Raw genomic sequence first — 12,869 nt, 5'->3', positions numbered from 1 at the left:
CAGGAAGGTGTTAATTCGCACAATCTCGGTCCGACGGGGCTTTCTGTTACAATTCAGACCATGATTCATGTGATTCAAGGTACGGTATGTTGAAGTGCTTCTCGGTGCTGGCGCTGGCTTGTTCGCTGGCGGTTCCGGCCATGGCGGCGGTGACGCCGGCTCCGGACATCCAGGTCAATCCCGTCGGCCGGCATCTGGTGTTGAACCTGCCGCAGGCGCGGCTGTTCCTGTATCAGGACGGCAAGCTGGCGCGGATCTTCCCGGTGGCCGTCGGCAAGATGCTGACGCAGACGCCGGTGGGCAGCTTCGACATCACCGGCATCTACCGCGCGCCGAGCTGGCACGTGCCGAAGTCGATACAGGAGGAGATGCGCCGCAGCGGCAAGGAGGTGCAGACCGTGGTGCCGCCGGGGCCGAACAATCCGCTGGGGCCGGTCTTCGTCCGTTTCGGCGAGAGCAGCCTGGGCCTGGGCTTCCACGGCACCAACGCGCCCGCCTCGGTGCCGGGCTTCCGCAGCCACGGCTGCGTCCGGCTGCGCAACGACGACGCGCTGGAGCTGGCCAAGACGGTCAGCCGCGGCGACGCCGTCACCGTCGCCTACCAGACCATCGTGTTGAGCGAGGACGAGGCCGGCCAGCTGTGGCTGACCGCCTACCGCAACCGCTACAAGCAGGAAGATCCGTCGCTGCCGTATCTGGCGCAGACGCTGCTGGACTGGCAGCGCCAGCATCAGCAGGCCTTGTTCGGCCAGCGGGTCGACGACGCGTTGAAGCGGCGCGACGGCACGCCGGTCTGCCTGAGCTGCAAGAGCGCCAAAGCCGCGATCAGCGGTGGCCTGAACGCGATGCCCTGGCTGTCCCGGCTGGCGCCGGCGACGCCTGCCGCCGCGCCTGCCGCGCCGGCGGCCAGCCAGCCGCAGCCACAGCAGGAGCGCGAGCCGGGACCGCCTTCCGGCCAGCGCGCGCGGGCCGGCGCCGCCAGAAAAGCCGGTTGATCGTTCCCCAGGGGCCGCTGACGCGGCCCCTGTCCGTTCCGGACTCAGCCGGCGGCGGCGGTCAGCGCCTGGCCGATGTCGGCCAGGATGTCGTCGATGTGCTCTATGCCTATAGACAGCCGCACCAGCTCAGGCCGCACGCCGGCCTGCAACTGCTCCTCCGGCGACAGCTGGCGGTGGGTGGTGGTGGCCGGGTGGCAGGCCAGCGATTTGGCGTCGCCGATATTGACCAGCCGCGTCACCAGTTGCAGCGCGTCGATGAAGCGGCCGCCGGCCGCCGCGCCGCCCTTGATGCCGAAGGACAGGATGCCGGAGGCGCGGCCGCCGAGGTAGCGGTCGGCCAGCGGTCGGCTCGGGTGCTCGTCCAGGCCGGCGTATTCGACCCATTCCACCGCCGGGCTGCGCTTCAGGAACTGCGCCGCCTTCAGCGCGTTGTCGCAGATTCGGTCCATCCGCAATGCCAGCGTTTCTATGCCCTGCAGGATCAGGAAGGCGTTGAACGGCGACAGCGCCGCGCCCATATTGCGCAGCGGCACCACGCGGGCGCGGGCGATGTAGGCGGCCTCGCCCAGCGCCTCGACGTAGTTGACGCCGTGATAGCTGACGTCCGGCTCGTTCAGCCGCTTGAAGCGCGCCTTGTGCTCCCCCCACGGAAACTTGCCGGAGTCGACGATGGCGCCGCCTATGCTGTTGCCGTGGCCGCCCAGGTATTTGGTCAGGCTGTGGACGACGATGTCGGCGCCGTGCTCGAACGGCCGGCACAGGTACGGCGACGGCACGGTGTTGTCGACGATCAGCGGCAGGCCGTGGCGGTGGGCCTCGTCGGCGAAGGCGGCGAAGTCGACGACATTGCCGAGCGGATTGCCTATCGATTCGCAGAACACCGCCTTGGTGCGCTCGTCGACCAGGCCGGCTATCGCCGCCGGGTCGCGGTAATCGACGAAGCGGACGGCTATGCCGAGCTGCGGGAAGGTGTGGGCGAACAGATTGTAGGTGCCGCCGTACAGCGTGCGGGTGGCGATGATGTTGTCGCCGGTTTCGGCTATGGTCTGGATCGCGTAGGCGATGGCCGCCATGCCGGACGCCGTCGCCAGCGCGCCTATGCCGCCCTCCAGCGCCGCCAGCCGCTTTTCCAGCACGTCGGTGGTCGGGTTCATGATGCGGGTGTAGATATTGCCCTGCACCTTCAGATCGAACAGGTCGGCGCCGTGCTGGGTGCTGTCGAAGGCGTAGCTGGTGGTCTGGTACAGCGGCACCGCGACCGCCTTGGTGGTCGGGTCCGGGCTGTAGCCGGCGTGGACGGCCAGGGTTTCCAGTTTCATCGGGGCGGCTCCTGATCAGGCGTTTGTCATGATTCCCTACCTTAACGCCGCCCGCGATCGATCACAAGAACATAAAAAACATACTGGATAGAATCATCGGTTCTATGTCAGCTGCCGGCCAGCTCGCCGACGCGGACCAGCGCCCGTTGGTAGGCCTCGTTCCACGGATAGCAGCAAGACAGCCGCAGGCAGTTGCGGTAGCGCCCCTTGGCCGAGTACATCGCGCCCGGCACCACGGTGATGCGTTCGGCCAGCGCCGAGCGGAACAGCTGCATGGTGTCGGCGTGGCTGGGCAGCTCCACCCACAGCAGGCAGCCGCCGGACGGCAGCGTCGCGCGGGTGCCGGCGGGGAAGTGCTGGGCCACCGCGCCGCGCAGCTTTTCCATCTGGCTGATGAAATGGCGGCGGATCAGCCGCAGGTGGTGGTCGTAGCCGCCGCTTTCCAGGTATTCGGCCAGCGTCTCCTCCAATAGCGCCGGCTGGCCCAGGCTGCTGGAGAATTTCAGCCGCCTGACCTCGCTGAGAAAGCGGCCGGGGGCGATCCAGCCTATGCGGAAGCCCGGCGCCAGCGTCTTGCTGTAGCTGGAGCACAATAGCACCCAGCCGTCGCGGTCATAGGCCTTGACCGCGTCAGGCGTCGCCGCGCCGTAGAACAGCTCGGCGTGCGGCGCGTCCTCGATCAGCGGCACCTGATAGTCGTTGACCAGCTGGGCCAGCCGCTGCTTGGCCTCCGGCGGCATCGTGCTGCCCAGCGGATTGTGCACGGTGGGCATCGCGACGACGGCGTTCAACCGTTTCTCGGACAGCAGCAGCTCCAGCGCGTCCAGCGCCAGGCCGCTGGTCGGGTGGGTGGGAATCTCGATCACCGACAGCCCCAGGTCCTTCAGCATCGGCAGCAGCGCGAAATAGGTCGGCGATTCGACGCCGACGGTGTCGCCGGGCTTGCACACGGCCCTCAGCGCCAGTTGCAGCGCCTCGGTGCAGCCATTGCTGATCACCAGCTCGTCGGCGGCCAGCACGCAGCCCCAGCTGACCGCGCGCTGGGCGATCTGGCGCCGCAGCCGCTCGGAGCCGGGCGGGAACGGGTAGTCGGTGGTCAGTTCCGGCTGCTGGCGCAGCAGCCGGCCCATGATGTGCTTGAAGCGGTTGGTCGGGTAGAAGTCGCTGCCGCGCGGGCTGGCCAGAGACAGGTCGATGAAGTCGGCCTGGTTCTGCACGCCCATCACCGCCTCGATCTGGTCGACGACCTCGCCGGTGTGGTGGGCGGCGCTCTGCCGGCGCATCCGCGGCAAGGGCAGGCTGGCGGCCGATTTGACGTAGAAGCCGGATTGCGGCCGCGCCTCTATCAGTCCCCGGTCCTCCAGCGTGCGGTAGGTCTGCAGGATGGTGGACGGGCTGACCTTGTGCATCGCGCAGGCCTTGCGCACCGACGGCAGGCGCTCGCCGGGGCGCACGGTGCCGTTCTGGATCAGCGTCGTCCATTCATTGACCAGTTGCTGGTACAGCGTTTCGCCGCTCATGCGGGCTCCTCGGCTAATCGTGGGTACAGGATGTCTGGCTGGCGGTACAGTTTGGCAGGAAACCGACCATAACAGTTTGGGTAATTCAAAACTGTTATGGTCTCAATTCTATTTTTTTGAATCTGTAATTGTCCAGCAGTAGGGACTAATATGACGGCCTTGGGTCGGGGATCTGCCCCGCATGGTCCGGCGTCTGGCCGGTCGCGGTCTCGGGAGTCGTCATGAATCTGCTTGCGCTGGTCACTTATCTGCTGGTGATGTCCATCACCCCCGGCCCCAACAATCTGGTGCTGGCCTCGTCCGGCGTCAATTTTGGCTTCTCGCGCACGCTGCCGTCGCTGCTGGGCATGACGTTGGGTCTGTCGCTGCAAATAGGGTTGCTGACGGTGGGTCTCGGTTCGTTGATGTCGCTGATGGCGTCGCTGCAACTCTACCTGGCCGTCGCCGGTTGCGGCTATCTGCTGTGGCTGGCCTGGAGCATGGCGCGGGCCGGCAAGGCCAAGGGGGGAGAGGCGGGCGTCCGGCCGATGGGTTTCTGGGGCGGCATCCTGTTCAACTGGCTGAATCCCAAGGTTTGGCTGATGGGCTTCAATCTGGTGATGGTCTTCCTACCGGCGCACATGAATCCGTGGCATGCCGCCGCGCTGTTCGTGCTGATCACCTTCTTCACCAGCCTGCCTTGCATCGCGGTGTGGGCCGGCTCCGGCGTCGCGATCCGCCGCTTCCTCGACTCGCCGCCGCGGCTGCGCGCGTTCAACTGGACGATGGCGGCGCTGCTGGCGCTGACCGCCGTGTGGCTGTTGGCGCAGATGATGCCGGCCGATTCGCTGTCGGCGCTGACGGCCTAGACGAATAATCTTTGCAGCCCGCGTTTGCGGGCTTTTTTGTTGGCGGCGTACAATAGCGCCTTTGTGTTTTTCTCAGAGTCCAAGCGATCATGATCCGTACCCGTTTCGCCCCCAGCCCCACCGGTTACCTGCACATCGGCGGCGTGCGCACCGCGCTGTTCTCCTGGGCCTACGCCCGCAAGAACGAAGGCGTGTTCGTGCTGCGCATCGAAGACACCGACCTGGAGCGCTCCACGCCGGAGTCGGTGAAGGCGATCCTGGACGGCATGCACTGGGTGGGCCTGGACTACGACGAGGGCCCGTTCTACCAGACCCAGCGCTTCGACCGCTACAAGGAAGTGATCCAGCAGCTGCTGGCCTCGGGCCACGCCTACCACTGCTATTGCAGCAAGGAAGAGCTGGAGGCGATGCGCGCCGAGCAGGAAGCCCGCGGCGACAAGCCGCGCTACGACCGCCGCTGGCGTCCGGAGGCCGGCAAGACGCTGCCGGCCATCCCTGAGGGCGTGCAGCCGGTGGTGCGCTTCAAGACCCCGCTGTCCGGCGTCGTGGCCTGGGACGACGCGGTCAAGGGCCGCATCGAGATTTCGAACGAGGAACTGGACGACCTGATCATCGCCCGTCCCGACGGCAGCCCGACCTACAACTTCTGCGTGGTGGTCGACGACTGGGACATGCAGATCACCCACGTGATCCGCGGCGACGACCACGTCAACAACACCCCGCGGCAGATCAACATCCTGCAGGCGCTGAACGCGCCGCTGCCGGTGTACGGCCACCTGCCTATGATCCTGAACGAGGACGGCCAGAAGATGTCGAAGCGCCGCGACGCGGTCAGCGTGGTGGATTACGCCGACAAGGGCATCCTGCCGGAGGCGCTGCTGAACTACCTGGCGCGCCTGGGCTGGGGCCACGGCGACGACGAGTTCTTCAGCATGGAGCAGTTCGTCGAGTGGTTCAGCCTGGAGGCGGTCAGCCCGTCGGCCAGCCGCTTCAACCACGAGAAGTTCATGTGGCTGAACGCGCAGCATATCAAGGCCGCCGACAACGGCCGCCTGGCCGAACTGATCGCGCCGCGGCTGGACAAGGCCGGCGTCGACCTGACCGGCGGCCCGGCCATCGGCGAGGTGCTGGCCCTGGTCAAGGAGCGCGTGCAGGACCTGAACGCGCTGGCGCTGGAGGTCGACTACTTCTACAAGAAGCGCGAACCGGCCGCCGCCGACGTCGAGAAGCATCTGGCCGGCGACGCCGTCGAACGCATGGGCCGCTTCGCCGACCGCCTGGCCGCGCTGGACACCTGGACCGCCGAGTCCATACACGAGCTGTTCAAGCCGTTCTGCGCCGACGAAGGCATCAAGATGGGCCAGCTGGGCATGCCGCTGCGCGTGCTGGTGTGCGGCACCACGCAGACGCCGTCGGTCGACGCGGTGCTGGCGCTGATCGGCAAGGAAGAGGTGCTGCGCCGCATCCGCGGCTGAGTCCGTCCGGCTGTCGACAATGCAGACGCCCCGCGACGCGGGGCGTTTTCTTTTGCGGCGGTCGTCTACGGCAGGGCGGCCATGATCTCGCGCGCGGTGGCGACATAGGCCTGGTACTGGCCGGCGTCCCGCGGCGTCGCGTCGTTGGCGCGGACGAAGGCGGCGAAGTCCTGCGGGTGCTTGGCCACCGGCAGCAGCGCGTCGGCGCCGTCGACGAAGCGCAGCAACGGGTCGAACACCGCGCCGGCCTCGCGGGCGAGGTCCAGCGCGCAGCGTTCCAGCGGCCCGTCGTATTCGCCTATCACTGCCAGCACCTGGCGGTCGCTGGGCTCCGGACCCGGTTGCAGATTGGGCGCGGCGCGGTCCAGCAGCATCAGGCGGGCGTAATGCACGGTGCCGATGGCGGCGAGCGCCTGGCGCAGCCGGGGCTGCTTGTCCCGGATGGCCGCGGCCAGCGAAGCGGCATCGGCGTCGGCGCGGATCGGCAGCAGCAGGGTGAGCGGATTGGCCATGGCAAGCTCCGGATGAATGCCGAATGCAGAGCTTGAACATAGGATTCGGACCGTCCGTTTGCCAATGTGGGAAATACTTAGAGCCTGTTCAAGGTCTTTTTGTGAGCATCGCCGCCCGGCCTGCTGGCCGGGCGGCCCTCCGGGGCCGTTTCCTGCCGTTGCTATCCCCCGGCCTCGGTCCTGGCCGTCGGACGCCAGTGCAGGGCGCGCCGCTCGGCCCAGCTGACCAGCGCGTCCAGCCCCAGCGCGCAGCCGGTCAGCACGACGATGCCGGCGATGACGGCATTGATGTCGAACATGCCCTCCGCCTGCAGGATCAGATAGCCCATGCCCCGCGCCGAGCCGAGATACTCGCCGACGACGGCGCCGACGAAGGCCATGCCGACGGCGTTGTGCATGCTGGAGAACAGCCAGCCGGCGGCCGACGGCAGGTAGACATGCCGCATCAGCTGGCGCCGTCCGGCGCCGAGCATGCGGGCGTTGGCCAGCAGCCGCGGATCGACCTCCCGCACGCCCTGGTAGACGTTGAAGAACACCACGAAGAACACCAGGGTGAATCCCAGCGCGACCTTGGACGCGACGCCCAAGCCGAACCAGACCGCGAAGATGGGCGCCAGCACCACCCTGGGCATCGCGTTGGCCGCCTTGATGTAGGGGTCCAGCAACGCCGCGGCCAATGGCGACAGCGCCAGCCACAGGCCGATGCCGGCGCCGGCGAGCGAGCCGATCAGCAGGGCCAGCAGCGTTTCCAGCAGCGTCACGCCCAGGTGGGTGAACACGGCTCCGTCGACGAACCAGTCCAGCAGCTGCCGGCCGACCTTGGCCGGCTCGCCGAAGAAGAAGGGCGGCAGGATTTCGCTGGCGGTCAACGCCCACCAGGCGCCGAACATGGCCAGCAACAGCCCCAGCCGCAGGCCCGCCAGGGTCATCGGTCGCGCCGTCAGCATGCCGCCTCCGATCCGTCCGGTCGGACCTGCCGCCTCAGCACGCCCCACAGCGCCGCGTGATAGTCCATGAAGCGGGACTCTTGCAGCATGTCCTCGACGACGCGGGGGCGGGGCAGTTCGATGGCCAGGCTTTCCACCACCTTGCAGCGGGGACCCGCCGACAGCACCACCACCCGATCGGCCAGCGCGATGGCTTCCTGCAGGTCATGGGTGATCAGCAGCGCCGACCGGCGTCCCGCGCGCATCAGGCGCAGCAGTTCGGTGCCCATCTGCTGCCTCAGCTGCGCGTCCAGCGCCGAGAACGGCTCGTCCAGCAACAGGATGGACGCGTCGGTGATCAGCATCTGCGCCAGCGCCACCCGTTTTTTCATGCCGCCGGACAGTTGCGCCGGATAGCGCTCGGCATCGGCATCCAGGCCGACGGTCCGCAGCCATTGCCGCGCGAGCCGTCGGGCCTCCGCCTTGTCCATGCCGCGCAAGATCGGGCCCAGCGCCACATTGTCCAGCACGGATTTCCACGGCAGCAACGTGTCGGCCTGTTGCATGTAAGCGGCGCGGCGGTTCAGTCCGGTCAGCGGGCGGCCGTCGACCGTCACCCGTCCCGCGTCGGGCGCCTGCAGGCCGGCGGCGAGATTCAGCAGCGTCGATTTGCCGCAGCCGGACGGGCCGACCAGCGCCAGAAACTCGCCCGGCATCAATTGCAGGTCGAATCGCTCGACGACGGGCCGGCCGGGCGCATAGCCGGCCGTGACGTTTTCGAAGGCGAGCGCCGACGGCGTCACGGCGTCGCCGTCCGCTTGCCGGCCTGCAGGACGAAACGGTTGTCGTAACAGGATTCCAGCTTGATCCGCCTCAGCGCCGGATTGCCCGGCAGCAGCGATTGGTAGACGTTGCGCGCCGCTTCGGCCGTCATCACGCCGCCGGCGGTGTATGAGGGGAGGTTCTTGGCCAGCGCCTGCTGGTAGACGGCCTGGTTCTTGCCGTAGAAGGCGGGAGGGACGGCCGCGACGATCTGCTGCGGCGTCGCCTGTTTCAGCCAGGCCAGCGAGCGCGCCATCGCGTCGGCCACCGCCTGGGCGGTCCTCGGATGGTCGCGTATGAAGCCGGTCTTGGCGTAGATGGCCCCGGCGGCATAGCTGCCGCCGTATACCGCCTTGCTGTCGCCCGGTTTGCGGGTATCGACGACGGCGACGGCGCTGCCGTGCTTCTCCAGCACGCTGACGCTGGGGTCGACGCCGACCAGCGCGTCGATCTGGCCGCTCTCCAGCGCGGCGACCGCCGTGGCGCCGGTGCCGACGCCTATCACCGACACGGCGTCCGGCTTCAGCCCGGCCTTGGCCAGCAGCGCGTTCAGGAACAGCTGGGTGCTGGAGCCCGGCGCGCTGATCCCGACCTTCAGTCCTTTCAGGCTGGCCGGCGAGCGCCAGGACGCAGCCTTGTCCTTGCGCAGCATCAGCGCCAAGCCCGGCATATCGCCCTGCGTGACGATGGACTGGATGTCCTGTCCCTTGGCCTGCATCTGCAGCACGTGTTCGAACGAACCCGAAACCAGGTCGGCGCTGCCGCCGATCAGCGCCTGCAAGGCCTTCGCGCCGCCCGGAAAATCGACGACTTCGACGTTCAGCCCCGCGTCGCGGAAATAGCCCCGCTGCTTGGCGATCGCGAAGGGCAGGTAATACATCACGCCGACGCCGCCGACCGCTATCGTGATCTCCCGCTTTTCCGGTCCCGGGGCCGGCGCGGCCTGTGACAGCGGCGCAAGCAGCAAGCAGGCGAAACCCAGCGATAGGACGGCGCGGCGCGAATGGCGATTCATTTCTTTCCCTCAGGGCAGGTGGACAGGCGTGCAGACGGTGACATTCCGCTGCGAATCTGGTTCTAGTGCATACGAGTCAATGGGAATGACCTTGCGCCGTTCGCGAAAGTTTCCTCCGGTCCGGGCTTGGCGGGGAAAAGGGCCGCTCAGCGCCGCAGCAGCTGCCAGCTGGCGATGCCGGCTGCGGTCATCAGCAGCGAACCGCTGACATGGATGGCGATGGAGGTCAGCGCCGGCAGCAACTGGCCCTGGCGCAGCAGGTCGACGACTTCGGCCGAAAAGGTGGAGAAGGTGGTCAGGCCGCCGCAGAAACCGGTGATGATCAGCAGCCGCCACATCGGCGACAGATTGGGCAGGTCGGCGAAGCAGGCGACGGCCACGCCTATGATGTAGCCGCCTATCAGATTGGCCGCCAGCGTGCCGGGCGGCAGCGCCGGGAACAGGCTGTTCAGCCGCAGGCCCAGCAACCAGCGCAGCAGGGCGCCCAGCGCGGCGCCGCCGGAGACGGCGAGTATCGATTTCCACATGGTCTGGCGATATCGGTGGCGGGAATGCCATTCTGCATGGCGAGGAGGCTTTCGCCTAGGGGACGAAAGGATAAAAAAAAGAGCCCCAGGGGGGCTCTGAATTGCACCTTCGCTCAGGTGATCGAACTGCGGTAGGCAATCCGATCGCGTCCGGCTCGCGGGCTCCGAAGGAATCCCGTGAACTGACGAGGTAATTATCCGACCGGCGCCGAGCCGGCAGTAGCGTGATTGTTGATGGCTTATGTGACGGGGTGTAATGAAATTCCGGCAGGGTTAACACTTTCGCAAAACAATGGGCTTGGCATGCCTGCCTCGGCTACCGGTCAGGTGTTTTGCCGTATGATTGCCAACCGGACTACAGCGAAAGGAACCGTCTTGACTACGCAGTTTCCCGTCATCGACCGCCGCGCGATCGCGATGCGCTGGGGCGATATGGATGCGGTGGGGCATCTGAACAATACCTATTATTTCCGCTATCTGGAGCAGATCCGCATCGAGTGGCTGGAGAGCATAGGCTTCGGCATCGAGCCGAGCGGGGTCGGTCCGGTGCTGGCCGACACCCGCTGCAGCTACCGCAAGGCGCTGGTGTACCCGGCGACGGTGGAAATCACCATCGAACTGGAAAAGCTCGGCGGCAGCAGCCTGAAGCTGCGCCACCGCTTCTACCGGCAGGGCGACCCGGACACGGTTTACGCCAGCGCCGAGGTGACGCTGGTCTGGGTCGACTACCGGGCGGAAAAGTCGGTGCCGATTCCCGACGCCATCCGCGCGGCGATCACGGCCGCCTTGCCGGCGGCCTGATCAGGACGCGTCCGCGGCCAGCTTGCGGCGTATCAGGTCGCGCAGCAGGAAGCGGCTCGGGTGCACCGCCTGCATCAGTTCCGTCGGCAGCGGCGCCGGCTCGCCTTCCAGCAGCGCAGCCAGGATCTCGCCGGACAGCGGCGCGGTGATCAGGCCGCGCGAGCCATGGGCGGTATTGACGTAAAGCCCTTCCAGCCACGGGCAGGCCTGTTCCGGTTTCAGCGTGGCGTCCCGCGCCAGGTCGCGGTAGCGGTCGACGAAGTCGCGAGCCGCCGCCAGCGGGCCGATCAGCGGCAGATAGTCGGGACTGGTGCAGCGGTAGGAGGCGCGGCCCTCCAACTGCTCCGGCGCGTCGTCGGCGAGGCTGGCGCGCAGGGCCGGGGACAGTTCGGCCAGCATCGCCAGGTTCTCCCGGTGCTCGCCGTCGCGCAAGGCCAGATCGTCGTCGTCGAACTTGAAGGTGGCGCCCAGGCAGTGGCGTCCCTGCCGCGCCGGCGAGACATAGCCTTCGCCGCACAGCACGGTTCGCAGCCGGGCGCTTTGCTCGGTGGCGGCGATGCTGGTGATCTGGCCGCGTATCTTTTTCAGCGGCAGGTGGCTGGCCGGGTCGAACTGGGCGGTTTCCGCCGCGCCGGCCAGCACCACGACCGAAGCCACCGCCAGCGCGCCGCTTTCGTCGCTGGCCGTCCAACTGCGCTGGGCCGGATCGTAGCTCAGTTCCAGCGCGGTGCGGCCGGCACGCAGCGCGATATTGGGGTGCTCGGCCAGTCGGCGGACCAGCGCCGGCGGATGCGCCCAGCCGCCTTGCGGGAAGAACAGGCCGCCCTGCGGCAAGGCCACGCCGGCCATTTCGCTGGCCTCGTCCCGGTCCAGCGGCCGGACGACGGCCGGCGGCAGGCCCAGCCGCGCCAGTGCCTGCTGCTTGGCGGCCTCCTGTTCGTCGTGGGCCAGCTGCAGCACGCCGCAGGCCTGCCAGTCGGCGCCTTGCGGCAGCAGGCGGCGCAGCGTCCTCAGGCTGTAGCCGTAGCCGGCCAGCACCAGCCGCGACAGCGGCGTCAGGTGGGGCGACAGCTTGGCGTAGAGCACGCCCTGCGGATTGCCGGAGGCGGCGCCGGCGAGGTGAGGCAGACGTTCTATCAGCGTCACCTGCCAGCCGCGGCCGGCCAGGCTGCGGGCGGTGGCCGCGCCGGAAATGCCGCCGCCGACCACGATGGCGCTGCGTTCGCGCCAGCGCTGCGGCGGCCGCGCATACCACGGCGGTTGCCAGCCGGGGCTGGGCGGCTCGGCGATCCAGCCGTGACAGATGTGGCGCTTGCGGCCGTGTCCCGGCGCCTTGCGCACGTCGAATCCGGCGGCGGCCAGTCCGCGCCTGACTTCGCCGGCGCTGGTGAAGGTGGCGAAGCTGGCGCCGGGGGCGGACAGCCGCGCCATCTGGTCGAACAGCGCCTGCTGCCACATATCGGGGTTCCTGGACGGCGCGAAGCCGTCGAGGAACCAGGCATCGACGCGGGCGTCCAGCCGCGGCAGCACGTCCAGCACATCGCCGATCATCAGCGTCAGCATCACCCGGCCTTCGGCCAGCACGAAGCGGTGCCAGCCGGGCGTCAGCGCGTCGTATTGCTCCAGCAGTTCCGTCGATAGCGCGGCCAGCTGCGGCCACAGCGCCAGCGCACGGGCGAGGTCGGCCGGCGTCAGCGGGTATTTCTCGGCGCTGACGAAATGCAGCCGCGCGTCGGCGGGCGCCTGCGCCGCGAAGCACTGCCAGGCGCAGAGGAAATTCAGGCCGGTGCCGAAGCCGGTCTCGGCGATGACGAACTGGGAGGCCGGCCGCAGCGCGGCGAAGCGCTCCTCCAGCTGATTGTGGCGCAGGAAGACGTGGCGGGTTTCCTCCAGGCCGGAATCGCGGGAAAAGTACACGTCGCCGAAGGCGACGGATTGCGGCTGGCCGTCCTGCCAGGCCAGTTCGGCATGCGGGGCGATGCCGGGGACGTTCTTGCTAGTCATGGTATGCACAAAGGCCCGCGGCCGCTGCGGCGCGGACCGGCTGTTTCGGTCAGCGGGAATTGTCGCACGGCCGATGCGACGATTCCACCGCGGCGAGGAGAA

The 12,869-nt window shown here is 67.9% G+C and carries 12 protein-coding genes; 4 read left to right on the top strand and 8 right to left on the bottom strand.

Annotated features, from left to right (window positions below):
• Positions 1-86 precede the first annotated feature (86 nt).
• On the top strand, positions 87-995 hold the full coding sequence (locus WNM05_RS14965) for a L,D-transpeptidase (RefSeq protein WP_434628170.1): 909 nt from the start codon (positions 87-89) through the stop codon (positions 993-995).
• 44 nt (positions 996-1,039) lie between these two features.
• Here WNM05_RS14965 and WNM05_RS14960 read toward each other — a convergent pair whose 3' ends face one another.
• Together WNM05_RS14960 and WNM05_RS14955 are read right to left on the bottom strand one after the other, a co-directional pair.
• A complete protein-coding gene (locus tag WNM05_RS14960; RefSeq protein ID WP_434628168.1) occupies positions 1,040-2,317 on the bottom strand; it encodes an O-acetylhomoserine aminocarboxypropyltransferase/cysteine synthase family protein in 1,278 nt (425 codons plus the stop codon).
• Between the two features lie 107 nt (positions 2,318-2,424).
• Positions 2,425-3,837, bottom strand: coding sequence for a PLP-dependent aminotransferase family protein (locus WNM05_RS14955; RefSeq protein WP_434628165.1), 1,413 nt, complete (start codon positions 3,835-3,837; stop codon positions 2,425-2,427).
• Between the two features lie 221 nt (positions 3,838-4,058).
• On the opposite strand from WNM05_RS14955, the gene WNM05_RS14950 reads away from it, so the two are divergent.
• Together WNM05_RS14950 and gltX are read left to right on the top strand one after the other, a co-directional pair.
• Positions 4,059-4,685 carry a LysE family translocator gene (locus WNM05_RS14950; protein ID WP_434628162.1) on the top strand — a complete coding sequence of 209 codons (627 nt, stop codon included), beginning with the start codon at positions 4,059-4,061 and terminating at the stop codon, positions 4,683-4,685.
• A gap of 86 nt (positions 4,686-4,771) precedes the next feature.
• Positions 4,772-6,160, top strand: coding sequence for a glutamate--tRNA ligase (gene gltX, locus WNM05_RS14945; protein WP_434635156.1), 1,389 nt, complete (start codon positions 4,772-4,774; stop codon positions 6,158-6,160).
• A 65-nt stretch (positions 6,161-6,225) separates the two neighbouring features.
• Here gltX and WNM05_RS14940 read toward each other — a convergent pair whose 3' ends face one another.
• The 5 genes from WNM05_RS14940 to crcB form a co-directional block, all read right to left on the bottom strand.
• On the bottom strand, positions 6,226-6,672 hold the full coding sequence (locus tag WNM05_RS14940) for a hypothetical protein (protein ID WP_434628160.1): 447 nt from the start codon (positions 6,670-6,672) through the stop codon (positions 6,226-6,228).
• Between the two features lie 161 nt (positions 6,673-6,833).
• Entirely contained in the window at positions 6,834-7,619 is a 786-nt protein-coding gene (locus WNM05_RS14935; protein WP_434628158.1) for an ABC transporter permease, read from the bottom strand.
• Positions 7,613-8,401, bottom strand: coding sequence for an ABC transporter ATP-binding protein (locus tag WNM05_RS14930; RefSeq protein ID WP_434628155.1), 789 nt, complete (start codon positions 8,399-8,401; stop codon positions 7,613-7,615). The genes WNM05_RS14935 and WNM05_RS14930 overlap by 7 nt, the downstream gene beginning before the upstream one ends.
• Positions 8,398-9,435 (bottom strand): ABC transporter substrate-binding protein, encoded by a 1,038-nt coding sequence (locus tag WNM05_RS14925; protein ID WP_434628152.1) that lies wholly within the window; start codon positions 9,433-9,435, stop codon positions 8,398-8,400. The genes WNM05_RS14930 and WNM05_RS14925 overlap by 4 nt, the downstream gene beginning before the upstream one ends.
• 146 nt (positions 9,436-9,581) lie before the next feature.
• Positions 9,582-9,962, bottom strand: coding sequence for a fluoride efflux transporter CrcB (gene crcB, locus WNM05_RS14920; protein WP_434628150.1), 381 nt, complete (start codon positions 9,960-9,962; stop codon positions 9,582-9,584).
• A gap of 375 nt (positions 9,963-10,337) precedes the next feature.
• On the opposite strand from crcB, the gene WNM05_RS14915 reads away from it, so the two are divergent.
• Entirely contained in the window at positions 10,338-10,763 is a 426-nt protein-coding gene (locus WNM05_RS14915) for an acyl-CoA thioesterase (protein WP_434628147.1), read from the top strand.
• On the opposite strand, the gene mnmC is transcribed toward WNM05_RS14915, so the two are convergent.
• Positions 10,764-12,767 (bottom strand): bifunctional tRNA (5-methylaminomethyl-2-thiouridine)(34)-methyltransferase MnmD/FAD-dependent 5-carboxymethylaminomethyl-2-thiouridine(34) oxidoreductase MnmC, encoded by a 2,004-nt coding sequence (gene mnmC, locus WNM05_RS14910; protein WP_434628145.1) that lies wholly within the window; start codon positions 12,765-12,767, stop codon positions 10,764-10,766. It abuts the gene before it with no gap.
• Positions 12,768-12,869: the final 102 nt, after the last annotated feature.

The organism is Chromobacterium sp. CV08 (genome assembly GCF_051129845.1).
GTDB lineage: Bacteria > Pseudomonadota > Gammaproteobacteria > Burkholderiales > Chromobacteriaceae > Chromobacterium.
This window is presented reverse-complemented; position numbering and strand designations above follow the sequence as displayed.

What these genes read in the sequence shown, in the direction of transcription:
- WNM05_RS14965 (WP_434628170.1), top strand. Translation starts at nt 87, where the DNA reads ATGTTGAAGTGCTTCTCGGTGCTGGCGCTGGCTTGTTCGCTGGCGGTT.
- WNM05_RS14960 (WP_434628168.1), bottom strand. Translation starts at nt 2,317, where the DNA reads ATGAAACTGGAAACCCTGGCCGTCCACGCCGGCTACAGCCCGGACCCG.
- WNM05_RS14955 (WP_434628165.1), bottom strand. Translation starts at nt 3,837, where the DNA reads ATGAGCGGCGAAACGCTGTACCAGCAACTGGTCAATGAATGGACGACG.
- WNM05_RS14950 (WP_434628162.1), top strand. Translation starts at nt 4,059, where the DNA reads ATGAATCTGCTTGCGCTGGTCACTTATCTGCTGGTGATGTCCATCACC.
- WNM05_RS14940 (WP_434628160.1), bottom strand. Translation starts at nt 6,672, where the DNA reads ATGGCCAATCCGCTCACCCTGCTGCTGCCGATCCGCGCCGACGCCGAT.
- WNM05_RS14935 (WP_434628158.1), bottom strand. Translation starts at nt 7,619, where the DNA reads ATGCTGACGGCGCGACCGATGACCCTGGCGGGCCTGCGGCTGGGGCTG.
- WNM05_RS14925 (WP_434628152.1), bottom strand. Translation starts at nt 9,435, where the DNA reads ATGAATCGCCATTCGCGCCGCGCCGTCCTATCGCTGGGTTTCGCCTGC.
- crcB (WP_434628150.1), bottom strand. Translation starts at nt 9,962, where the DNA reads ATGTGGAAATCGATACTCGCCGTCTCCGGCGGCGCCGCGCTGGGCGCC.
- mnmC (WP_434628145.1), bottom strand. Translation starts at nt 12,767, where the DNA reads ATGACTAGCAAGAACGTCCCCGGCATCGCCCCGCATGCCGAACTGGCC.